This window comes from Fictibacillus marinisediminis (assembly GCF_023149135.1).
Taxonomy (GTDB): domain Bacteria; phylum Bacillota; class Bacilli; order Bacillales; family Fictibacillaceae; genus Fictibacillus_C; species Fictibacillus_C marinisediminis.
In genome coordinates this window covers 4,269,510-4,292,889 of record NZ_JAIWJX010000002.1, presented here as the reverse complement: position 1 = coordinate 4,292,889, position 23,380 = coordinate 4,269,510, and the positions used below count along the sequence as shown (strand labels likewise).

Genomic DNA, 23,380 nt, shown 5'->3' with positions numbered 1-23,380 from the left:
GAGAAGGATCACATGAAAATTTTACTGGCTGAAGACGATCGCCGTCTCGCGCGGTTAATCATGAGGATGCTGGAAAACGAAGGGTACAGGGTGGTTTTATGCGAAGATGGGGAAACAGCCTTTGAACGCGTCCTTGAAGAATCCTTTGATATATTGATTCTGGATTGGATGCTGCCGAAGAAAGAGGGAGTCATTGTCAGCAGGGAGCTCCGTAAAAAAGGCTATCAAGGAGCGATTCTTATGCTGACGGCCAGGGATCAGGTGGACGATCTTGTTCAAGGATTTGATTCCGGTGTGGACGATTACCTATCCAAGCCGTTTGAATTCAAAGAGCTCTTCGCCAGAGTTGCAGCATTAGGGAGAAGAAGAAGCTTTTTATATGAAGATAACTGGGTGATGATTGGCGATCTGCGACTCGATATCCAGAACCATGTGTTAAATCGCGGAGAAGAAGAAATTCAGCTGACGCCAAAAGAATTTCAGCTGCTCGTTTTGTTTGCCCGTCATAAGAATCAGGTGCTGACAAGAGATAGCATCCTCCAGCATGTGTGGGGAGCAGATAGCGATGTTACGATGAACACCCTTGAAGCCTTCGTTAAACTGCTGAGGAAAAAGCTGGATCCATCTGGAGGGAAAAAATACATTCAGACGGTCCGAGGCATCGGGTATCGAATGGAGAAAGAATAATGCTGAACCATCTCAGACGAAAACTCACTTGGAACTACAGCACCTGGTTTTTTATAACACTTCTCATCGTTCTTGCCGTTCTTTTTTTGTTAGTAAAAAGCATGCTGTTTGAGACAGCCAATGAGGATATTCAGGACATCTTGCACTATGAATTGGAGAAATACAAAGGACAAGATGCTATTGAAGTAAAACCTGAGGCTTCTCCATCGCTTTATTTTTCGGTCGTATTGAGCAAATCTGCACATTCTATTAGAGGTGTGCAGCCAGCTGGCAAGGATGCACAGACCTTCAGCAAATTTGTCCGCAAACAGCCTTGCTGCCGTTCAGAGGGGAAGCTTAAGAATTTAAAAGGCCATTTCGGAGACGAGATGCACATCATTTATGCCAGTGCTCGCATCGATAAAAATTCCACCCTTTTTGTAGGAAAGAACATTAGCAGCATTCATGAAAAAATTGAACATTGGTTCTTCTCTCTTTCATTAATCGGGCTTGCCGCTTTAATGATTTCTGTTATCATGGGAGACCGGCTGGCTAGAAAGGCGATGAAGCCGATCATTCAGAACATCGAGGGACAAAAAAAGTTTATTGCTGATGCTTCCCATGAGCTCCGGACGCCGATCAGTATTTTTTCTGCTTCCCTTGAGGTTTTGGAAAATGAAGAAAGAGATAAACTTTCACCCTTTTCTCAGGAAACATTGAATGAATTGAAGGATGAGGTCCGCCAAATGAACGGACTTGTCGCCAATCTTCTTATGCTGGCACAAGAGGATGCAGGTCAACTCAAGATGAACAAAGAGTCCTTTTCATTTGCAGAGCTGGCCGGCCAGCTCGTTCATCAATATGAGCGGCTGTACGAGGGTAAAAGGCAGATTGCCTTACATGTACCTGATGACAAAATGCTGGTGGAAGCTGACCGGGTCAGAATAAAAGAACTGCTTCATGTCCTCCTTGATAATGCCTGCAAATATTCAGTCCTTGGTTCTTCCATTTCCATTACGGTTCAAAAAGAAGAAGGAAGGATCCTGAGCTTTACGGTTGAAGACAAAGGGGCAGGCATTCCTGCAGAAGAAATTCCTTATCTCTTTGATCGTTTTTACCGGGTGGAGAAAGGGCGGTCTCGGCAGGCTGGGGGTGCAGGATTGGGATTATCCATCGCCAAGGCCATCACAGATCTGCACGATGGAACGATTAAAGTCTCAAGCTGGCCGGGCGAAGGTACGATATTTTCAGTAAGACTGCCGATCTTAGCAAATATTTTATAGTTCACCTTATTTTTCAGTAAAATTTCAGTTTCCTCTTGTATCGTTGTCTATACCGAGTAAAAAGGAGCTGACCGGTATGTTATCTACACCCCTTCATCCTGTCCTTGTACATTTTCCGATTGCGCTGCTGATCATTGGAGTTTTGGCGCAGATTTTAGCAATATGGAAGAAACCGTTTTTTGATCAAATGGCTCTATACTTGTTTTCCTCAGGGTTTGTTATGGGAATTGTGGCCTATATTTCAGGAGACGGTGCTGAGCATTTTGCAAGAAAACAGATCGGGCACAGTATCGAAAGTGGTGTTCAGCCGCATGAGACTTATGCGCTCATCACCCTATTCATATTTGGAGCTGTGATCCTGCTGAATTTACTCCATCGTTTTCGCCTGATTCCGCCTTTAATGCCGATTGTGATTATTCTTTCTCTGGCAGGAGCAGTGACACTTTCCATCACAGGACATTATGGAGGTAAGATGGTCTATCATCCGGAATCCATAAAAAAGCACGTCGAATCATGAAGAAAAAACGTTCCATGTGGAACATTTGTCATGAATTTGATTTAATCTGCAAACTTGGTTTAATCTGTCCCTTTAAAGGAAATAAAGAATTTAGAACTGTAAAAGAGTCGCCGAACAGGCGGCTTTTTCACTTCGCCACGGTATAAATTGAGAAATGGAAGAACAAGAAGTAAATTCCAAAAATATGAACATTCTTTGATAAATATGTGATGAACTAGTGAATTTTACTTGAAGAACTTATGACAGTTCATAAAAGAAGGTCTATTTTTGGGGGAAATTTGTTATTATGTGAACGAAAGCACAAAGTTAGTAAGTTTACAGTGAGAAATCTCACTTATATGTTTACAGGAAGGAAGGTGGGCCTAGTGTTTAAGCGGTTAAGACCGTTTTTTGCGTTAGGACTTATGCTGTCCGTATTTTTCTTGGGCGGTTGCAGCAATTATATAGTTCTAGATCCGAAAGGACCTGTTGGGGCTCAGCAGAAGGATCTTATTCTTTATTCTATAGGATTCATGGCACTTATTCTACTTGTAGTGTATATCTTATTCACGGTGATCGTGATTAAATACCGTGAAAACAGAAAAGATATGTCCAACTGGGAACCTGAACAAGAGGGAAGCAAAAAATTAGAAATACTCTGGACGGCTATCCCGATACTTATTACCATCGCTTTGGCTATTCCGACGATTAAGACCATTTATGATCTTGAAAAACCGCCGCAGGCTTCTGCGCATAAAGAACCGATCGTCATTACGGCGACAGCAGTTGACTGGAAATGGATCTTCTCTTATCCGGAGCAAGGCATTGAAACCGTCAACTACATTAACATTCCGGAAGACCGGCCAGTGGAATTCAAGCTGACTTCAGCAGATTCCATGTCGTCATTCTGGGTTCCTGAACTTGGGGGCCAAAAGTACGCGATGCCTGGTATGGAAACAACGCTTTATCTGCAGGCGGATCATAAGGGCAAATTTGCCGGCCGTAACTCAAACTTTAATGGTGAAGGATTCACTCACCAGATTTTTGATGTGAATTCTGTTTCTCAAAGCGATTTTGACAAATGGGCAAAAGATACGAAGAGCAAGGCGCCTGAGTTGTCTAAAAAACAGTACGATCAGTTAATGCTTCAGGGCGAAGCAAAAAAGATGACATTCTCATCCACACATTTAAAATGGGTAGATCACGCTAAAGATAGAGACTATGCAGTGAAGACCCGTGAACGCTTAGGAGTAGTTCCGCAAAACCCGCACGGTTCAAAGGCGAAAGATGCGAACAAGCCGGAACAAGACTCTCATGGGGAATCTCATTCCCATTAATAGAGGAGGCACTAAATTATGAAATGGGATGAATTTTTTGTTACCGGTGACCCGCTGATTTACGGTGCGGACGTTTCCATCGGTCTAACAGTAATCGGACTTCTATTTTATCTGACATATTTTAAAAAATGGCAGTGGCTTTGGAAAGAATGGCTCACTACCGTTGACCATAAAAAATTAGGAATCATGTACATCGCTTCTGCGGTTCTTATGCTATTCCGCGGTGGTGTCGATGCATTGCTCATGCGTACACAGCTTGCTGTACCGGATGCAAAATTCCTTGATGCCCAGCACTATAACGAAATCTTTACAACACACGGTACGATCATGATCATCTTCATGGCGATGCCGTTCTTGATTGGTTTGATCAACGTAGTTATCCCGCTTCAAATCGGAGCGCGTGACGTTGCATTCCCTTATTTGAATGCCGTAAGTTTCTGGACGTTCTTTATCGGAGCAATGCTCTTTAACATCTCGTTCGTTATCGGTGGATCACCATCTGCTGGTTGGACAGCCTACATGCCGCTTGCCGGTAATGAGTTAAGTCCTGGACCTGGGCAGAACTACTACTTGCTCGGTCTTCAGATCGCCGGGATCGGTACCCTGTTGACGGGTATTAACTTCCTGGTAACGATTTTAAAAATGCGAGCGCCAGGCATGACATTGTTCAGAATGCCAATGTTCACTTGGTCTGCGCTCATTACTATGGTCATCATCGTGTTCGCGTTCCCTATTCTTACAGTAGCGCTTGCACTTATGACATTTGACCGTTTATTCGGAGCTCATTTCTTCACGCTTCAAGGAGCGGGGATGGATATGCTATGGGCGAACTTGTTCTGGCTTTGGGGCCACCCGGAAGTATACATCGTTATCCTTCCTGCCTTCGGTATGTTCTCAGAGATTATCAGTACATTTGCCCGCAAGGTGCTTTTCGGTTACAAAGCGATGGTATGGGCGATGGTTCTTATCGCAGCATACAGCTTCTTGGTTTGGGTCCATCACTTCTTCACAATGGGCTCAGGAGCAGCAGTTAACACTGCATTCTCGATCAGTACCATGCTGATCGGTATTCCGACCGGTATTAAGATCTTTAACTGGTTGTTTACGATGTACAAAGGTAAGATTTCATTTACGACACCAATGCTTTGGGCACTAGGATTTATCGTAAACTTTGTTGTCGGTGGGGTAACAGGTGTCATGCTTGCGATGGCTGCAGCTGACTACCAGTACCATAATACGTACTTCCTTGTTTCTCACTTCCACTATGTATTGATCGCCGGAACAGTCTTTGGGTGTTTCGCAGGACTTGTATTCTGGTATCCGAAAATGTTCGGCTACAAGCTGAATGAACGTATTGGCAAATGGGTATTCTGGTTGTTCATGATCGGATTTAACGTATGTTTCTTCCCGCAGTATTTCCTGGGCCTTGATGGAATGCCTCGCCGTGTTTACACGTACAGCGCAGCATCAGGCTGGGGAGATCTTAATATGGTCTCTACTGTAGGAGCGTTCTTGATGGGTATCGGATTCCTGGCCCTTGTTTATAACATCTACTACAGCTTCCGTTACTCAGAGCGTGAAAACACTGGTGACTCTTGGGGTCTTGGACGTACACTTGAGTGGGCAACTACATCTGCCGTACCGCCGCACTATAACTTTGCGGTAACTCCAACTGTTGAAGGGTTGGATCCAGTTGTCGCGATCCGCAATGACAAGAAAGAAGTAACACCGAAATTGGCTGATATTAAGCCGATTCACATGCCTGACAACTCAGGAGTACCGTTCGTTATGGCGTCCTTCTTCTTCGTTGCAGGTTTCGGATTAGTATTCGAATGGTACTGGATGGGCATCGTTGGATTGATCGGTGTATTCATTACCTTGATCATCCGCTCATTTGATAAGAATGAAGGTTACTATGTAAGTGTTGATGAAATAAAAGAAACTGAACGGATTACCGTTTAAAGGAGGCGTGAACAATGGCACATGCAGAAGTACACGATCATAACACGCCTTTAGAATATCAATCAGAAACCGGGCGCTTGAATATCCTCGGTTTCTGGATATTCCTTGGGGCGGAAATTGCGTTGTTCTCTACGTTGTTTGCTACCTATCTCGTTCTGATGTACAGAACTGCAGATGGGCCTACACCTCATGAGCTGTTTGAACTTAAAGGTGTATTGATTGAAACATTCCTGCTGTTGACCAGCAGTTTCACTTGCGGTATTGCGATTCACGAAATGCGCAAACGCAACAGAAAAGGATTATTTGTCTGGATGATCATCACGCTCTTGCTGGGTGCAGGATTCCTGGGCTATGAAATCTACGAGTTCGTTACTTACGTACATGAAGGTGCAGCACTAGGAACAAGCGCGTTCTGGTCTGGATTCTTCGTTATCGTAGGAACGCACGGACTTCACGTAACAATGGGTATTGCATGGATTACCTTAATCTTGATACAGGTGGCAAGACGAGGATTAACGCCTCAGACGTCAGCGAAGGTCTTTATCTCAAGTTTATACTGGCACTTCCTTGATGTTGTGTGGATCTTCATCTTCACTGCCGTGTATTTGACAGGGATGGTGTTGCACAATGGCTAATCCACAAAATCAAGCTGTATCAAACGAACATGGCGGTATACCTTGGAAACACGTGGTTGGTTATATCCTGTCCATCGTTCTTACTGCATTAGCTCTATGGGTAACATTTGAAACAGGCTTTTCAAAACAAACGATTCTTATCATCATCTTTATCTTTGCGTTCTTGCAAGCGGCTCTTCAGCTTCTCATGTTCATGCATATGACAGAGAGCTCCGAAAAGAGCAGCTCGCTTACAGGCAAAACCCAGACAGGAAACATCTTGTTTGCTGCATTCATCGCGATCGTTATCGTTGCAGGTAGTGTATGGGTAATGTCTGCAGGACATGCAAAGCATGACCATCATAAAATGGAGATGGACGGCCATAAGATGGATAAAGACATGGAAGGTATGGATCACTAAATCTTCCTATAGAAGCACAAAGAAAGCTCCTTGCAGAATTCCTGCAAGGAGCTTTTTTATGGTTACTTATTTAGATTCACGGTAAATTTTACGTCGTTCTCTTTCACGACGGATAAACGGAATCGCATAGATTTTAAAAGCTGCAACATGAGCAAATACCACGTTGGCTACAAACACGATATTGAACAGCAGATGAGCCAGCGGATTCAAATCTCCTGCCAAGAAAAGCGCGACATAGAGCCACATGATCGCGATAAACGGAATCTGCCATAAAGCAAGCTTTCTATGATCGTGCCATAGGAATAGCGGAGTAGCCGTGGCCACGAATAGATATACAACATACACATCCATTACAATCAACTCCTTAAGTAGATGACAGCGTTTGCAATTGTGACGAAGTTAGGTCTGTTTTGTGAACATTTTGTTACATTTAGTATACCACGTTTTCAAAAATATACTACAGAAAATTTAGAAAATAGGACTATTTTCTATAAAAAATTCCAGTTATACAGTTAGCTTGTAAGCTTTGATGCCGTGTGGCGTAAATGTTTCGGGTTTTTATGGCTGTGAAGAAGTCTGAATACTTAGTTAGAATCAATTACTGGTCCTTTGGGTTCAATTATCTCCTTCTTTCGTTCAATTATTCTCTCATTTGGTTCAATAACGACAAAAGAGACGCTTTTCCTTATAAAAAAGCATGGTGCAAACGCGCCATGCTTTTTAGAACTACTGATTATCTGATCTGTCCGTCACCGGTCATGCAGTACTTTGTCGTAGTGAGCGCTGGTAAGCCCATAGGGCCGCGTGCATGGAGCTTTTGGGTAGAGATGCCGATTTCAGCTCCAAAGCCCAGCGCAGAACCGTCTGTGAAGCGTGTAGAAGCGTTATGGTATACAGCTGCTGCATCGATGCGGCTCATAAATACTTCTGCTGTGGCAGCGTCTTCTGTGACGATTGCTTCTGAATGCTTTGTACCGTAGCGGTCGATGTGTTCAATCGCTTCTTCTGTACTCTCTACGGTTTTGATCGCGATAGAAAGGCCAAGGAATTCTTCTGCCCAATCCTTTTCGGAAGCTGGAACAGCATCGGCGAAGGCAGAAACAACAAACTCGTCGCCATGAACGGAAATTCCATGTTCCTTCAGCACGTTCTCTAGCACAGATTGATACTCATTGAGCCAGTCTTTATGAACGATCAAGGTCTCTGCTGCGTTGCAGACCGCAGGACGGTCGGTTTTCGCATTAATGAGTATATTGAGGGCTTTCTCCAAATCAGCCTCTTTATCAACGTAAATATGGCAGTTTCCAACGCCTGTTTCAAGAACAGGAACCGTCGCTTCGTTCACAACCGTATTGATCAACGAACCGCCTCCGCGTGGAATCAGTACGTCAATGTGTTCTTTCATCGTAAACATCTCACTTGAGGCTTTTCTATCTGTTGTCGCAATCAATTGAGCGGCATCAGCAGGAATACTGGTTTTAGCCAGCCCCTGCTGAATGACCTGGATAATGGCCTTATTGGAATGAATGGCGCTTGAACCGCCTTTTAAGACGATTGCATTACCTGACTTTAAAGCTAAGCCGGTAGCATCCACAGTGACGTTTGGCCGTGCTTCGTAAATCATGCCAATCACTCCGAGCGGTACACGTTTTTGTTCAACCCTCATTCCGTTGTCGAGGGTCCATTCACTGACAGTCTCACCGACAGGGTCATCCTGGCCAGCTACTTGTCTGAGTCCTTCGGCAAAATCTGCAATTCTTTCCTCGGTAAGAGAGAGCCTGTCCATAAAGGCTTGGCTGAAGTCCTTCTCCCTGCCGTTCTGCAAGTCTTTTTCATTTTCATTTAATATAAAGGAAGCCTGCTCTTCAAGCTCATCAGCTAATATGAAGAGCGCTTCGTTCTTATCCTTTTCATTCAGTATGGCAAGTTCTTTTGAGGCCTTTTGTGCGGCCTTCGCCTGTTCTTTTACATTGGTTTTATTTCTAACATCAGATTCTAAAATACTCATCCAACGCCTCCTTAAGATAATAGTGGTACAGCTAACTGGGTGTGGCACACAAGATCAGCATTATGAATGGCTTCTTGCGGATCAACATCGATAATGTCCGCGATCTCGTCATTGGAATGCCCTTTAATCTTGATCAGCTGTCTTGAAGAATAATTGCTGACACCTACGCCGATCTGTAAGCCGTCCAAATCTTTAATTCGCACAACGGCACCTTTTTTAAAATAGCCTTCTACATATTCAATGCCGTCAGGATACAGGCTTTTGTGTTCTGCAATCTCGTCTTTTGCTTCATTCGATACAATAATTTCTCCTTCAGGACCGGAATGAAAAGCAATCCACTGTCTTCTGACATCCAGGTTTTCTGAATCGTCTTTTGGTGTAAAGTACGTTCCTTTGGCTGTTTCCTGAACCGCATTATAGATAATGTGGGGTATTGCTGCATCCCCTAAAAATGAAGGTATGCCCGATGCCATCGCAATCTTGACTGCATCTATCTTAGAACGCATGCCGCCGGTTCCGACCTCGCTTCCGGACTCACCGGCTGAAGCTTCAATTTCTGGTGTGATCTCATATACTTCTTCTAAAAGCTTTGCGTCTGGATTGCTTCTTGGGTCATCTGTATATAACCCGTCGATGTCTGACAAAATCAGCAGCTGATCGGCATTTACAAGCCCTGATACTTTTGCTGAAAGGGTGTCGTTATCACCGAACTTCAGACGTTCAACGGTAATCGTGTCATTTTCATTTATAATAGGAACGATGCCGCGATCCAATAATACGTTTATCGTATTGCGCGCGTTGTTGTATCGTTTTCGGTCAGAAAAATCACTTCTCGTAATCAGGATTTGTGAAGCCGTATAGCCATGGGATAGGAATCGTTCAGAATAAGCTTCCATTAGCAGCCCTTGGCCGATCGATGCTGCAGCTTGTTTTTCAGGAAGAGAAGTTGGTCTCGCAAGACAGCCGAGCTTTCTGTAGCCGGCTGCCACAGCGCCAGAAGAAACAAGCAGTACTTCATGTCCTTCATCTTTAAGCATGACAATCTCGTCGACCAGCCGTTCCAATTTTCTGCGGCTGATTTCTCCATGCCTGCTTGTCAGTGAACTTGATCCGATTTTTACCACAATTCGTTTATTTTTAGTAGTAGATAAATTCAACTCTTTCACTCCTCATTTCCTTGTTTTTTCCCGTTCAATAAACAACGGTTACGAGTATAACGAAGCTTCAAAATCGATACAACCGCTCATGCCGAGATAGTACGGATACGGCCCAGAAAGAGAGAAAAACGGAGGATGCATGGTTTAATCGGATCAAAGGAAGTGACAGGGTATGAGGGAATGGCAGAGGGAGAATTATGGAAGAATAAATCTTGCGGAAAATGCAAGAATCCGGGTGGTTTTTAAAAGAAGCAGGCAAGCAAAACCCTTGACATGTAAGGGTTTTCATAAAAAAAGCAAGCTCAATGGGTGAGCTTGCCTCAAGTCATTTATTTTGTTGGCGGGATGACCCGTTTGATGAAGAAGGAAAGGATGAGGGCGATAACAGCGATTCCGGTCGCGACCATAAACGAATCATTGATTCCGTCGATGGCTGCTTGTTTAGCTGCTGTTCCATAGATCACTTGAACCCCAAGTGAACTTCCTGCTCCCCCAGGTAATCCTGCCATCTGAGCAAGTCCTTGCCCGAGCGCTGAAAGCTTATCCGCAATGTATGGATTTGCGCTCGTCACTACATTGGAATAGTCCGCCATGTGATACTCCTGGCGGTTGGAGAACACAGTAACGAGAAAAGCTGTACCGAGTGACCCCGCAACCTGGCGCATCGTATTGGAAGTGGCTGTTCCGTGGCTGTTTAAGTGCCGCGGCAGCTGGTTCATTCCTGCTGTCATAACAGTCATCATCAAGAATGACATGCCGAACATACGGGAGACATACAGGAACAAGATATGTCCATACGTTGTATCTGTTGACAGGTGGCTGAAGGCCCACGTTGTGATAAAGGTAATGGTTAATCCGACGATCGCCAGAGGTCTTGCTCCGATTCGGTCAAACAGCGCTCCTGAAATCGGAGACATGATTCCCATGATGATTGCTCCAGGGAGCAGTAAAAGCCCGGATTCAAAAGGTGTGAATCCTCTGATGTTCTGCAGATAGATGGGAAGCAGGATCATGGCGGCAAACATGGCCATGTTAATGATCATGCTGATAACGGTTGTTAAGGCAAATACATCATATTTAAAAACTCTCAAGTCGAGCATCGGTTTGTCTGTGGTCAGCTCTCTAAAGGTGAAAGCGACAAGAGAAATGATACCAATGATAATGCTAGAAAGGACGATGCTGCTGGTCCAGCCTTTATTTCCGGCTTCACTGAATCCGTAGAGCAAGAATCCAAAACCGAGTGTGGAGAAAAGGAACCCCGGGAAATCAAACTTAGGGCTTGATTTCTTTATAACGTCCTTCATCCAGACAAAGGCGATAATAAGATCGATCACACCAAAAGGAATAATGATATCAAATAAAAGTCTCCAAGAATAGTTTTCAACGATATATCCGGAGAGCGTAGGGCCGATGGCTGGGGCAAACAGCATGGCAATCCCCATGGTACCCATCGCCTGGCCGCGTTTTTCGATAGGGAAAACAGTAAGGAATATGGTCATCATCAACGGCATGATGATTCCGGCTCCTACAGCCTGAACAACCCTTCCCGCCATCAGCATACCAAAGGATGCGGAAAGCGAGCAGATGACCGCTCCGGCTGTAAAAAGTAACATGGCAGTAATAAATAACGTCCGCGTTCCAAACTTTTCAATGAGATAAGCGGTGATCGGTATACACACACCGTTAACGAGCATATAGCCTGTTGAGATCCACTGCACGGTGTTGGCAGAGACGTTCAAATCGTTCATGATATGCGGAATGGCTACATTCAGCAGCGTTTGGTTCAAGATGGCGATGAAGGCACCGAGCATAAGCACGGTAAGTATCTTGCCAACGTGAATCGGCTCATCTTTTTTAACGCTTTCCGTCCGCTGAAGCGAACGCTCTTCTGCTTGCTGTTCAGCTGCAGAAGTAACATACTCAAGAGCAGGTTCTGAAATAGCTGTATCCTCGAGGGTCTCATCAATGAGAATATTGGATTCTTCCGGATGCCCCGATGCCCTTTCCGTAATCAGTTCGGTATCTTCAGCCTGTTTTTTGCGTTTTGAACGGATGGCCATATAGTTAACGGTCAGCAAAAGAATAACGCATAGGATGACGTAACCTGTTAAATAGATTGACATCATATCACCTACTTGTGAATCCGTACGGTTACATTCATTCCAGGTACAATATCCAGTCCTTGGTAGCTGTCTAATGAAATTTTAACTGGGATAACTTGAGTTACTTTTGTATAGTTCGCTGTGTTGTTTGAGTTTGGCAATAAAGAAAATGTATTGGCAGTAGCCAGGCCGATTTTTTTCACTTCTCCAGAAAGTGTATTGTCCGGATAAGAATCCACGTACACATCTACCTCCTGGCCAACCTTAACATCATTTATGTCTGTTTCTTTCACATTTGCTGTTACCCAAAGGTTGCTTAAATCATAAACATGAGCCAGCGGTGTTCCTGCTGCAACAAAAGAATCTTCAACTGCGGATTGCTGTACGACTGTTCCATCCTTTGGAAGAGTGATCTTGACCTTTGACATACCTGCAGCTGCAGGGGTTGCTCCAGCTCCGGCTGAAGGTGCAGCAGAGATTGTACCGATTTCTTCGCCTTTATTAAATTCTTTTCCGAGGGAACCTTTCCAATCGGTTAGTTTTCCATTAGCTGGTGCTGCAATCGTGACCTGTTCTCCTGCGATTTGGGCATTATCTGTTTTGATATAAGAAACGGATTGATTGTAGTAATAATAAGCTGCAATTCCGCCCCCAACTAAAATCAATAAAATTATTACGTTTAATAAAGCTAAACGTTTCATGTTCATTCCTGATTTTCCTCCTTGGTTGTCAATACGTTCAGTACTTGATGATGAATCCTGAGTAAATGATCCTTATCTTCTTGCGGCATATCCGTCAATTCGATAATTTTTTTGGTAAATGAAGAATCACTTCCAGTTGCTTCCCGAAGCTTTTCTTCCCCTTTTTTCGTGAGCTTAAGTGTGATGGCTCTTCGATCGGCAGAAGAAGTATGTCTTTCTAATAGTTCATGAACGACAAGGCGGTCTACCACTCCGCTCATTGTGCTGTTGGTCAGCTTTAAGCTGCCTGCAAGCTCTCTCAAACCTAATTCAGGTGTAAGGCGGATCTTGTACAACGCTTTGAGCTGTACAACGGTCAAGCCAGCCCGGTCGGCATCTTCCTTCATTAACGAGTAGAGTGCTTTTTGTATTTGTATAAAGGAATCCAGCAGCTCATTATTGAGCAGATTCATTCCACTATCGTCCCCTCTTTCTAATAATGTTAACAGTTTGCATTGTAAATAGTTCGCATACAAACTATTTATGCACAAAGATTATAATAAATGCACAAGAATTACTTTGTCAATATAAAACAGCAATTACAAAATTTATTTTGCCATTCGATTGGACTTAATACTCTTCTGCCTTCAGATGAAATCACTGGGCGCTGTTGATGCGGTAAACTTGGATGGCGGATGGGATTTTGATTGTTCCTTAATATAAAAAGGCTGGACGCGTGGCAGTTTGCTTGAATGCCATGCGCCAGCCTTTTTAGTGCTGTTTGTTGAGATGCTGTTTCGCCTGTCGGATCAATTCGCTGACCATCCGGCCGCCGATCTGTCCGCCCACTGTGCCAGCTTGTTTTGCCGTAAGCTGTCCGTTGTAATCCTTCTGAAGCGGGACATTAACATCTTTTGCTACTTCAAATTTAACAGCGTCAGGCTGTGACGGATCCACTTGATAGCCAACATCTCTCATCACCTGGGCCTTCAATTGATCCAATGCTTCCCTTGCTTCAGGCACAAGCGGTCTTCGACTTCTTCTAGCCATGTTTTTCCCTCCAGTTTCGTTGTTCTTACAGTTAGTTTGCCCGTTTAGAGGAAGTTAAACCGCTGGAAGGGACTGCGGACGACTGATCGGGGTGGCTTACTTGCGAAAAATGGCTCGTTACTTGCGGTTCGACAAGGATTACTTGCGACTTTCCAATCTTTACTTGCGAAAATATAGACTTTACTTGCGATTTTGCTCCATTTACTTGCATAGCACGTCATTTTCATAAAGATGCCAGCTTCAGCATTTCCGGGTTATGATCCAGCTTCAGTGTTCAGACCCTCGAGGTCGCTTCACTCTCACTTCACAACACAAAAAGCGTGTTGCTGTGTGAGAGTTCCAGCGCTTTTCGGGCCTAATCGAACACTTCAGCACTTCCAACTAGGCATTATTTTTTTATTAAGTGCCATACTTGTTTTATGATAGGAACAATAGAACAATAAGACTTTCAAAAGAATGGGAGTGAGGTCTTTGAATACTCAGCATAACAATCAGCAGCTTGCGACTTTTGCGGGTGGATGTTTCTGGTGCATGGTTTCTCCGTTTGAGGAAATGCCGGGCATCATCAGTGTCGTGTCAGGCTATACAGGGGGGCACACGGAAAATCCGACATACCAGGAAGTCTGTGCCGATACAACGGGCCACTATGAAGCGGTACAAATTACGTTTGATCCCGAATTGTTTCCGTATAAAAAGCTGCTGCAGCTCTTCTGGCAGCAGATCGATCCGACCGATCCTGGCGGACAATTTTATGACCGGGGCGATTCGTACCGCACGGCGATTTTCTATCATAATGAAGAACAAAAAGAATTGGCAGAGGCCTCTAAGCAAGAACTTGCTGAAAGCGGCCGCTTTCAGAAGCCGATCGTGACTGAAATTTTGCCAGCCTCTGTTTTTTACCCAGCCGAAGAGTACCATCAGGGTTATCATAAGAAAAATCCAGCTCATTATAAGCGCTATCGGACGGGTTCTGGGCGTGAAGACTTTATTAAAAGCCATTGGCAGTCCAAGCCTGACAAAAATGAACTGAAGCAAAAATTAACACCGATTCAGTACGAAGTCACTCAAAATGACGCAACGGAGCCTCCTTTCCAAAATCCGTATTGGGATCATAAAGAAGAAGGCATCTATGTTGATATTGTTTCTGGAGAACCGCTGTTCAGTTCTCTTGATAAATTTGATTCCAGCTGCGGCTGGCCAAGCTTTACGAAGCCTATGCGCCAAACGGATGTAAAGGAGAAGAAGGATTTCAGCCACTTCATGATTCGTACTGAAGTAAGGAGCAAAGAAGCAGATTCTCATCTTGGCCATGTGTTTAACGATGGTCCGAGGGAAGCAGGGGGACTGCGTTACTGCATCAACTCTGCGGCATTGAGGTTTATCCCGAAAGAAGACCTTGAAAAGGAAGGCTATGGCGAGTACCTCTCGATTTTCGAATAAGGTCCAATTTTTAAAAGCGGGCAGTGTGAAACTGTCTGCTTTTATTCGTTTACTTTGTTACACAGTATGTGGTTTGGGGAAGTCTAGAAAGATACAGAAGTTCCGGAAAGGAGAAGATCGATGTGGATGAGCAAAATTCCCATACAGAAAAACGAAAAAACGAGCATATCGAAATTGCGCTAAACCAAGATGTGACTGGAAAAAAGATGACAACAGGATTTGAAAACTACAGGTTTAAGCATAACGCGCTCCCTGAAATCAACTTCAGCGAAATCGATTTGTCTTCTTCTTTTCTCGGAAAAACGATGAGAACCCCTTTCTTGATCAGTTCAATGACAGGCGGCACAGAAAAAGCGTATCAGATCAATAAGGCTCTCGCTTTGGCTGCGGAGAAACAAGGATGGGCGGTTGGATTAGGATCCATGCGGGCGGCCATCGAGAACGGGCAGACAGCCTACACGTTTCAAATCAGGAATTATGCTCCTTCTGTACCCGTCATCGCTAACCTAGGGGCGGTGCAGTTGAATTATGGGTATGGGCTGCGTGAGTGCATGAAAGCTGTTGAGATTGCCGAGGCAGATGGGCTTGTCCTGCACCTTAACGGCATGCAGGAAATTTTCCAGCCGGAAGGTGACGTCAACTTCTCCAATCTACTGAAAAAAATTGAAGAAGCGGCGAAAAACCTGCCTGTTCCGGTCGGTGTGAAAGAGGTGGGAATGGGTATCGATGGGGAGACTGCCCAAAAATTGATCAACGCAGGAGTGCAGTTTATTGATGTAGCAGGAGCGGGCGGAACCTCTTGGATTCAAGTAGAAAAATACCGATCTAAAGACCAAATGCGAGAACAAGCGGCAGAAGCTTTCTTGGAGTGGGGAAATTCGACTGCGGAGGCTCTTAATGAAGTGAAAGGAAGTTCGGCAGAGGTTCCTGTCATTGCAAGCGGCGGGCTGAATAACGGTGTGGACGCTGCAAAGGCACTGGCACTTGGCGCAAACCTTGCCGGCTATGGCCGTATCCTTTTGCCGGCTGCTATTGAAAATGAACATTCCATCATTTCAAAGCTTGATCAAATTGAATTTGAACTGCGGACGGCCATGTTTGGGATTGGGGCGGTTTCTGTTGCCGAGCTAAAATCAACGAAACGGCTGAAAAAGATTAAAAGCTGATTTTCACTTCTGGTTTGAGTATAGAAGCAATTTTATTATAAGGTATTGTAAATTCAGGAATTCCGACATAATAAGGCGTGTATTCATAGCTTTGGTAATAGATGACGAGGCCAGATTTTGTTAAATAGAAAGCATCCGTGTCTCTTACGCTCTGATAGGGCTGAATGAGCGGGAATTGAAATTCTTTAAACTGCTTTTTGATGAGGGCGGTGAGCCTTGTTTTATAATAGCTTCCTTCCTTAAAAAGATCACGCAGTTCATAAATGGTGCCGGTTTTTACGTTCATCGTAATCGATTCTTGGAGTGTAAGGCCGTGTGCAGCATTTTTCCAATAGGCGTAATTTGTGAACACGATGCTCAGCCAGTCTCCCTGATTGAGCTTTACTTCAAATAAGCCTGTCATTTCTTCTAAATCCTTGCGCTTGATTCCGTTTTCATCCATCAGGCTGAATATCTTATCCTTTATCGCCTTGTTCAGCTTAATCTGCGTCTCGGTACGGGGCAGCCCAATGATTTGGGGATATTGAACCGTCGCTTTGTTATTTTGATATTGCTGGATCAGCAGATTGGTATAGGAGCGGGCTTCATACAAAAGGAACTCACCTCTTACTTATTGGTATTTAGAGATCGGACCATAAGACTTTACCTGGCGATACTCAGGATAGACTGATTCAAATTGAATATAGACAGGAGCATCCTTATATTCCGGGTGTGCCTGGAAAAAGAAGCGGTCTCCATAGAAAAAAGCCTCCAGTACCCGCGGCAATTCCCTCATGAAAATCTCATTTCTCGTTTTGGCCTGGCTTTTACTTGTGTTTTCGTCTGCAATCAATACATAGCCGTACAGAATTTTTTCACGGTTAAATGTCTTCCATTCGGCAAAAACTTCATCTCTCATCTCATTGGTCGTATCATATGCAAATTCAGGCCCTGCCACGAGGAACAGCTGCGCCGTAGTATCAGAGTGAGTAAGGGTATACCGCCTTGGATATTTTGGATCCGCAGGATTTGCATTGGGGCGATACTGGACATACAGCTTCTTGGGATCAAGCATCTTCATGAAAGTTCCTCAATTCCTTTTTGTTCAATGTATACAATCTCAGGGCTAAAGGTGAATAGAAAAGCTGAAGTGGCCGTTTATGCCGATAAAGAAAACACAGCTTGCGTCTTTTGCAAGCTGATGTTGCACTTATGCCCAGCGGGTAAAAGCGTTGGAGGTTTTGCGCATAAAACACTTTTTGTTTTCTGTGCAAAAGTGAAACGACCTCGAGGGCATGGTCACTGAAGCTGGATCAAAGAAAAGCTGAAGTGGCCTAAGACGAAATTGGGTCATTTTCGTCCTATTATGCCGATCAAGAAAAGCTGAAGCAGCTTCTAGCCCGGCATAATAAAAACCCCGGACCTTGTCAGGTCTGGGGTTTATTTAATAGAAATTAACGGCTTGGCTCGGATACTTTAACGAGCTGCTTGCCGAGGTTTTCTCCTTTAAACAATCCTAAGAACGCATCTATGGTGTTGTCAAAGCCTTCCACGATGTTCTCTTCGTATTTCAGTTTTCCATCTTTGAGCCACTGTCCAAGCTGTTTCGCTCCTTCTTCAAAGTGAGAAGCATAGTTGCTGACGATGAATCCTTTCATCAAGGCGCTGTTGATGAGCAGCTGTCCTTGAATACGAGGGCCATGATCCGCTTTTTCAAGATTATACAGGGAAATTTGGCCGCAAAGCGGAATGCGGGCATTCTGGTTGAGCAGGCTTAATGCCGCATCCGAAATTTCTCCTCCTACATTATCAAAATATACATCGACACCGTCCGGGCAAGCTTCTTTAAGAGCTTTTCGGATATTGCCTGCTTCACGGTAGTTTACCACGGCATCAAAACCAAGTTCATTTTTGAGATAGCTGATTTTTTCTTCAGAACCTGCAATTCCTACTACACGGGCACCTTTAATTTTAGCGATTTGGCCGACGGCGCTTCCTACTGCACCGGCTGCACCTGATACGACAACGGTTTCCCCTTGCTGAGGATTGCCGATATCCAGTAATCCGAAATAGGCAGTGAGGCCAGGCATTCCAAGAATACCAAGGTTAGCAGTGATTGGAGCTAGATCAGGATCAATCTTTCTGACTTGTGCATCCTCCGCGACTGAATAGAGTGCCCAGTCAAGATTTCCGATAACAAGGTCTCCTTCTTCCAATTCGCTGGAACGGGATTGAACAACCTCCGCCACAACTCCTCCGCTGATTGCCTTGTTCAATTCAAAAGGAGGAACATAGGATTTTGTATCATTCATTCTGCCGCGCATGTAAGGATCCACGGAAAGATAGAGCGTTTTAAGCAATACTTGTCCATTTTGCGGTTCAGGGATCGCAATGTCTTCAAATTTGAAGTTGTCCATTGTTGGCATCCCTTTCGGACGGCTTGTTAATAAGATGTGCTGATTTATTTCTGCTGCCATTTTTTCACCAAACCTCTCATTATTAATTGTCATGCCTGTTAGTCATGATAAAGGGATTTTCATAGGATGCCAATGAATATGCATTTTAGGTTTTCTTTAATAAATCAGAAAGTGTGATCGTTGTACAAAAGCAGGTTTACCCCTTGTGTTCATAGAAACCTAATAAAGGAGATTGGCAAAATGAATGTATGGCGGTGAGAATATGGAGCTGGAGCAATTCAGTAAGATCAAAGACTTTTATAAAAACGCTGAATCATTTTTGTTGAAGCATGAAGCAGCAGCGGAATTGATAACGTCCAGCTGTCTTGCTCATCTGGAGGTTAAGACATCAAGCAGCAATCCTCCTTTTTTATGCTGTATAAGAGAAGGCGGTGATATCCTGCTTACTGCCTTTATGAATCCGCCTCGTCCTTTGCTTATTTTCGGCAAAGAAAAAGCACTTCCCCTCTTGATCAAGAAACTGGCCGTGCAAGACTGGGGAATATCGAAGCTTACGGCACCTGCAAAACTTGCGCGTGCTTTTGCAGAAATATGGCTGAGAGAAACGGGGAACAGCCACCGAATTTCCATGAGAATGATGCTTTACCGGCTTGAGCGGCTAACAGCCTTCCCACCTACACAGGGAAGAATGCGGCAGGCCAGCCTGAAAGACAGCGAGCTCGCAGGAAAATGGCTGTATGAAATGGGAAGTGAGACCCGATCGCTGTTGACAGAGCAGGAGGCGATGCAAACCGCCTGCCAAAAGATTCAGGAAAAGAGAGTCTATATTTGGGACTCTGATCAGCCTGTCAGTATGGCGGCAATTACGAGGCCTACAAAGAACGGGATGACGGTCAATATGGTGTACACCCCTCCAGAGCATCGGAGAAAAGGGTTTGCCAAATCATGCGTTGCAGGTCTTAGCAGGGAACTCCTTCAATCCGGCAGGAAGTTCTGTACGATTTATACCGATGAGACCAACCCTTCTTCCAACAAAATTTACCGTGATATCGGCTATGAAGAGATCGGCAGGTATACGGAGCTCGCTTTTAACCAGAAATGAAAAGGGGAATGAAAATGTCAGTACGTATTCGAACCGCACAGCAAGAAGATACTGCGCAGCTGCGGTCACTCATGCTTGAATATATTGTAGATTTCTATAAAAGCCCTCATCCGGAAGATGAAAAGCTGAAGGCGCTGATCAGTGTGCTTTTAAAAAGAGAGAGAGGCATTCAGTTTGTCGCAGAACATGGCGAAGAGCTTAAAGGCTTTGCGACGCTTTATTTTACATACAGCACGACCCGGGTGGCAGAAATCACGGTGATGAACGATCTGTATGTGGCCGAGGACAGCAGGGGAACAGCTGTAGCTGAAGGATTGTTTAATGCCTGCAAAGAGTATTCAGTAAAGAACGGCTATGCGTCCATGCTGTGGGAAACGGCAGATAACAACAAAAGAGCTCAGCGTTTTTATGAAAAAATGGGCGGGAAACAAGGAAACTTCCTAACCTATTCAATCTAACGGTGCTGAAGGAACCTCATTCTATTTTTAGAATGAGGTTTTTTTGATTGGGAAACAATGCTCTTATGAGATTTGTTAAAAGGAGAATTGCAATGGGAGCGTTCGCAAAGCCAAAGCTTGTTGTCAGCCAGTGTTTAGAATTTGATCATTGCCGTTATAACGGTGATGTAATCCATCATCCAACCATCCGCAAACTAATGGCGCATGTTGACTTTCTGCCGGTTTGCCCCGAAGTTGAAATCGGACTCGGAACACCGAGAGAAACGATCAGAATTGTTCTTCAAAATGGGGAACAGCGCCTCATGCAGCCTAAAACGGACAAAGATGTTACTGCTGATATGGAAAAATTTTCTGATGCTTACCTCCAGTCTCTTCAGCAAATCGATGGTTTTATTTTAAAAAGCCGTTCGCCTTCCTGTGGATTGAAAGAAGTAAAGCTGTATACCTCAACAGAAAAAGGTCCGGCCATCGGCTCAAGCAGCGGCCTTTTTGGCGGCAAAGTGCTCGAGCTGTATCCCCATTTAGCCATAGAAGATGAGGGGCGCCTCAATAACTTCCTGATCAGGGAACGTTTTTTTACAAAAATATTCTTGCTGGCTGCCTTCAGGGAACTGAAAAAAGAAAAGTCTCTACAAAGGCTGACGGCCTTTCATGAAGTAAACAAGTATTTGTTTCTTGCCTACAGCCGCCCGACACAAAAGCTTCTGACCCGCATCTTGAAGAATAAAGAACAGCAAAAGCCAGAGGAATTGTTTTCACTGTACGAAAAGGGGCTTAGCCGCCTTTTTTTAAGGACGGCACGCTATGATTCCAGCATAAATGCTGCAAAGGAAATGGCAAAAGCATTTGACCGTTTCTTAAACGACAAAGAAAAATCATACTTTCTGGAGCTTACAGAAAAAGTAGCGGAGAAAAAAGAGCCGTTTTCGAGCGTGATGGCATTGCTCAAATCATGGGCATACCGTTTTGAAGACGAAGAAATACTCCGCCAAAGCTGGTTTGAGCCCTATCCCGGTGACTTGCTTGAAATATCCGATTCCGGAAAAGGAAGAGATTATTGATCTTAGAGGATCTCCTTTTTCCGCCTTTGTCTGCATGTTATAGTTGAATGAGACTTATGCAAAGAGGTGGAACACGTCGTGTTTTTATATAAAGGGGAAATATTGTTTCGTCAGGGAGAAAGCGGTCCGCTCTTTGAACTGAAAAGCGGGCTCCTTAAAGTGGTCCGTGTGCATGAAGATGGAACCGCTTCATTGCTGAATTTGATCGTGCCTGGAGAAGTAATCCCGCACCACTCGCTAATCAGCGAAAAAGATTATCATGGGACGGCTATGGCTCTTCTTCCGGCAGAAGTGGAAGTGATTCCTGAAAAAGAGTGGTACAGGGAGCTATCGGAGAACCCGGAAAAGTACCGGGAAGTGGCATTGCTGCTGCAAACAAAGCTTCGAATGATGCAGCAGCGCATCGACCAGCTGACCGCTGTTGCCACAAAAGAACGGGTGGTTTTGCTGCAAAACTGGTTTCGGCAATATTTTCCGGATATGTCGGTAAAAGATGTGCTGACACAGGAGGAGATCGGCCAGTTTGTCGGCCTGCGCCGTGAAACGGTCAATCGTGTGCTGCGCCATCTATAGGATTTTCACTTATGAAAAAAATCACATAATGTTTTTCCTATATTTTCTTGTAAGCTGCTCACACTAATGATGTATCACCAATCAAAGGAGGAATGAACATCATGAAACGTGTGATGATTTTAGCCACAGCACTCTGTTTAAGCATAGGCCTTTTCACAGGACTGGTACATGCTAATGCGGCGGGGACTAACGGAGGCCAGCCGAAAACCCACATGCATAGAGACCATATGTGGAAAGAGCTTGCCCCTTACAAAGACAAGCTTCACGAGAAAAACCGATTGAAAATCCAGTATTACGAACTTAAGCAGGAAGCGCTATTAAAAAAGGATACGATCCTCAGACTGCATACGGGGAATGGAAAGCCCGGTGCCTGGCACCAAAATCAGAACCATCAGGCAATGAAAAAGATCTGTCACGAGATGAAGGCTCTCCGCGATAAGGCCAAGACGGAAAAGAAAAATCTTAAGGCAGCAATCAAAGCGAAAGACAAAGCAAAAATTGAAACCCATTTTGATCAAATGCTGCTCATTCAGAAGCAGGTCAATCAAAAGCTTGCTGAAAGAAATGCAGTGTTGGATTCCATGATTAAAGAAATGAAATAATAGGCAGCAGCCACTAAAAAAAGCGAAGTCTGATGATCAGGCTTCGCTTTTTGTTTCTTCCTTGAATGTAAAGCTTCTTGCAAGATAAATAACAGGTGTGGATGTTGCAGAAACGATAAATTTTAGCAGGTAGGTCGTGATGAAAATCTCAAACCATACGTTCCATTCATAGACACCTGCAAAAGCGATTGTGCAAAACACTAAGGAATCTATCATCTGGCTGAGAAGTGTGCTTCCATTGTTCCGGATCCAAAGCTGTCCGTATCCCGGAAAGGCTTTTTTCAGCATGGAATACAGCTTTACATCAATAAACTGGCTGATCAGATAGGCGGCAAGACTGGCAGCAGCTAGTCTAGGCATTAATCCGAACAGTGCTTCCATCGGCTTTTGGGCAATATCACTTTGGGCGGGTTCAAACAACAAGACCATCTGCATGATTACAGTCGTCATGATGAGCGTGAAAAAGCCAAACCAAACGGCTTTCTTCGCTTCTTTCTGACCGTACTTTTCATTTAATAAGTCGGTAGAAAGGTATATCGTGGAATACATAGTATTACCAAGTGTCATTACTAGGCCGAACATCTCAATCGTTTTTACCACTTGAATGTTCGCCAGGATGGTAGCTGCTCCAACCCACACATATAAACCATTACGGCCAAACAGACGGTAACAGATTATGAATAATATAAAGTTCACGGCAGCAAATAAAATACCGTAATAAACGTTAAACATGTAAATAACCTCCTAGTTTTGGTACAGCGGGAGTTCTCGAACCGCGGTGTATTTAGTTTTTCACAAAGTACAAT

General features: G+C 44.3%; 25 protein-coding genes. 14 read left to right on the top strand and 11 right to left on the bottom strand.

The genetic code is table 11. The features are described 5' to 3' along the window. Nucleotides 1-12 precede the first annotated feature (12 nt). The 7 genes from LCY76_RS22315 (at nt 13) to qoxD (ending at nt 6,779) form a co-directional block, all read left to right on the top strand. Nucleotides 13-687: a response regulator transcription factor gene (locus LCY76_RS22315; protein WP_248254506.1), complete on the top strand. Its 675-nt coding sequence runs from the start codon at nt 13-15 to the stop codon at nt 685-687. Beyond that, nucleotides 687-1,949 carry a sensor histidine kinase gene (locus LCY76_RS22310; protein ID WP_248254505.1) on the top strand — a complete coding sequence of 421 codons (1,263 nt, stop codon included), beginning with the start codon at nt 687-689 and terminating at the stop codon, nt 1,947-1,949. Before LCY76_RS22315 ends, LCY76_RS22310 begins: the two co-directional genes overlap by 1 nt. 76 nt (nt 1,950-2,025) lie before the next feature. Then, on the top strand, nt 2,026-2,466 hold the full coding sequence (locus tag LCY76_RS22305; RefSeq protein WP_248254504.1) for a DUF2231 domain-containing protein: 441 nt from the start codon (nt 2,026-2,028) through the stop codon (nt 2,464-2,466). Between the two features lie 365 nt (nt 2,467-2,831). Beyond that, on the top strand, nt 2,832-3,782 hold the full coding sequence (qoxA, locus tag LCY76_RS22300) for a cytochrome aa3 quinol oxidase subunit II (RefSeq protein ID WP_336606272.1): 951 nt from the start codon (nt 2,832-2,834) through the stop codon (nt 3,780-3,782). Between the two features lie 18 nt (nt 3,783-3,800). After that, nucleotides 3,801-5,744: a cytochrome aa3 quinol oxidase subunit I gene (gene qoxB / locus LCY76_RS22295; RefSeq protein WP_248254502.1), complete on the top strand. Its 1,944-nt coding sequence runs from the start codon at nt 3,801-3,803 to the stop codon at nt 5,742-5,744. A gap of 14 nt (nt 5,745-5,758) precedes the next feature. Then, entirely contained in the window at nt 5,759-6,379 is a 621-nt protein-coding gene (qoxC, locus tag LCY76_RS22290; protein WP_248254501.1) for a cytochrome aa3 quinol oxidase subunit III, read from the top strand. Then, entirely contained in the window at nt 6,372-6,779 is a 408-nt protein-coding gene (qoxD, locus tag LCY76_RS22285) for a cytochrome aa3 quinol oxidase subunit IV (RefSeq protein WP_248254500.1), read from the top strand. The genes qoxC and qoxD overlap by 8 nt, the downstream gene beginning before the upstream one ends. 66 nt (nt 6,780-6,845) lie before the next feature. Here the strand turns inward: qoxD and LCY76_RS22280 are convergent, their stop codons facing one another. From LCY76_RS22280 to LCY76_RS22250, 7 genes are all read right to left on the bottom strand, one after another. Continuing rightward, nucleotides 6,846-7,130 carry a spore morphogenesis/germination protein YwcE gene (locus LCY76_RS22280; RefSeq protein ID WP_053356371.1) on the bottom strand — a complete coding sequence of 95 codons (285 nt, stop codon included), beginning with the start codon at nt 7,128-7,130 and terminating at the stop codon, nt 6,846-6,848. 382 nt (nt 7,131-7,512) lie between these two features. After that, a complete protein-coding gene (locus LCY76_RS22275; RefSeq protein WP_248254499.1) occupies nt 7,513-8,787 on the bottom strand; it encodes a glutamate-5-semialdehyde dehydrogenase in 1,275 nt (424 codons plus the stop codon). A gap of 11 nt (nt 8,788-8,798) precedes the next feature. Next, nucleotides 8,799-9,944 (bottom strand): glutamate 5-kinase, encoded by a 1,146-nt coding sequence (proB, locus tag LCY76_RS22270; protein ID WP_248254498.1) that lies wholly within the window; start codon nt 9,942-9,944, stop codon nt 8,799-8,801. A gap of 329 nt (nt 9,945-10,273) precedes the next feature. Continuing rightward, a complete protein-coding gene (locus LCY76_RS22265) occupies nt 10,274-12,067 on the bottom strand; it encodes a DHA2 family efflux MFS transporter permease subunit (protein ID WP_248254497.1) in 1,794 nt (597 codons plus the stop codon). An 8-nt stretch (nt 12,068-12,075) separates the two neighbouring features. Beyond that, nucleotides 12,076-12,753, bottom strand: coding sequence for an HlyD family secretion protein (locus LCY76_RS22260; protein WP_248254496.1), 678 nt, complete (start codon nt 12,751-12,753; stop codon nt 12,076-12,078). After that, the gene (locus tag LCY76_RS22255; RefSeq protein ID WP_248254495.1) at nt 12,750-13,199 is read right to left on the bottom strand and encodes a MarR family winged helix-turn-helix transcriptional regulator; all 450 of its coding nucleotides are present in this window, start codon (nt 13,197-13,199) and stop codon (nt 12,750-12,752) included. The genes LCY76_RS22260 and LCY76_RS22255 overlap by 4 nt, the downstream gene beginning before the upstream one ends. 298 nt (nt 13,200-13,497) lie before the next feature. Continuing rightward, complete coding sequence (locus tag LCY76_RS22250; RefSeq protein WP_248254494.1) at nt 13,498-13,776, bottom strand: alpha/beta-type small acid-soluble spore protein; 279 nt, start codon at nt 13,774-13,776, stop codon at nt 13,498-13,500. Between the two features lie 471 nt (nt 13,777-14,247). Between LCY76_RS22250 and msrB the strand changes: the two genes are divergently transcribed. Together msrB and fni are read left to right on the top strand one after the other, a co-directional pair. Next, entirely contained in the window at nt 14,248-15,216 is a 969-nt protein-coding gene (msrB, locus tag LCY76_RS22245; RefSeq protein WP_419714965.1) for a peptide-methionine (R)-S-oxide reductase MsrB, read from the top strand. Nucleotides 15,217-15,338: 122 nt separating this feature from the next. Then, nucleotides 15,339-16,382, top strand: a complete 1,044-nt coding sequence (fni, locus tag LCY76_RS22240) for a type 2 isopentenyl-diphosphate Delta-isomerase (RefSeq protein WP_248254492.1) — start codon at nt 15,339-15,341, stop codon at nt 16,380-16,382. Here fni and LCY76_RS22235 read toward each other — a convergent pair. From LCY76_RS22235 to LCY76_RS22225, 3 genes are all read right to left on the bottom strand, one after another. After that, nucleotides 16,372-16,974 (bottom strand): DUF3298 and DUF4163 domain-containing protein, encoded by a 603-nt coding sequence (locus LCY76_RS22235; RefSeq protein ID WP_248254491.1) that lies wholly within the window; start codon nt 16,972-16,974, stop codon nt 16,372-16,374. The genes fni and LCY76_RS22235 overlap by 11 nt on opposite strands. An 18-nt stretch (nt 16,975-16,992) precedes the next feature. Next, nucleotides 16,993-17,442, bottom strand: a complete 450-nt coding sequence (locus LCY76_RS22230) for a staygreen family protein (RefSeq protein ID WP_248254490.1) — start codon at nt 17,440-17,442, stop codon at nt 16,993-16,995. A gap of 373 nt (nt 17,443-17,815) precedes the next feature. Further along, nucleotides 17,816-18,838 (bottom strand): NADP-dependent oxidoreductase, encoded by a 1,023-nt coding sequence (locus LCY76_RS22225; RefSeq protein ID WP_248254489.1) that lies wholly within the window; start codon nt 18,836-18,838, stop codon nt 17,816-17,818. 184 nt (nt 18,839-19,022) lie between these two features. Here LCY76_RS22225 and LCY76_RS22220 point away from each other — a divergent pair, with 184 nt between their 5' ends. The 5 genes from LCY76_RS22220 to LCY76_RS22200 all read left to right on the top strand — a co-directional run bounded on the left by LCY76_RS22220 (nt 19,023) and on the right by LCY76_RS22200 (nt 22,574). After that, complete coding sequence (locus LCY76_RS22220; RefSeq protein ID WP_248254488.1) at nt 19,023-19,880, top strand: GNAT family N-acetyltransferase; 858 nt, start codon at nt 19,023-19,025, stop codon at nt 19,878-19,880. Between the two features lie 14 nt (nt 19,881-19,894). Continuing rightward, nucleotides 19,895-20,338: a GNAT family N-acetyltransferase gene (locus LCY76_RS22215; protein WP_248254487.1), complete on the top strand. Its 444-nt coding sequence runs from the start codon at nt 19,895-19,897 to the stop codon at nt 20,336-20,338. Between the two features lie 92 nt (nt 20,339-20,430). Then, complete coding sequence (locus LCY76_RS22210; RefSeq protein ID WP_248254486.1) at nt 20,431-21,399, top strand: YbgA family protein; 969 nt, start codon at nt 20,431-20,433, stop codon at nt 21,397-21,399. A 78-nt stretch (nt 21,400-21,477) separates the two neighbouring features. Beyond that, a complete protein-coding gene (locus LCY76_RS22205; protein ID WP_248254485.1) occupies nt 21,478-21,972 on the top strand; it encodes a Crp/Fnr family transcriptional regulator in 495 nt (164 codons plus the stop codon). Between the two features lie 101 nt (nt 21,973-22,073). Next, a complete protein-coding gene (locus tag LCY76_RS22200; protein ID WP_248254484.1) occupies nt 22,074-22,574 on the top strand; it encodes a hypothetical protein in 501 nt (166 codons plus the stop codon). Between the two features lie 36 nt (nt 22,575-22,610). Here LCY76_RS22200 and LCY76_RS22195 read toward each other — a convergent pair whose 3' ends face one another. Further along, nucleotides 22,611-23,306 carry a queuosine precursor transporter gene (locus LCY76_RS22195; RefSeq protein ID WP_248254483.1) on the bottom strand — a complete coding sequence of 232 codons (696 nt, stop codon included), beginning with the start codon at nt 23,304-23,306 and terminating at the stop codon, nt 22,611-22,613. Nucleotides 23,307-23,380: the final 74 nt, after the last annotated feature.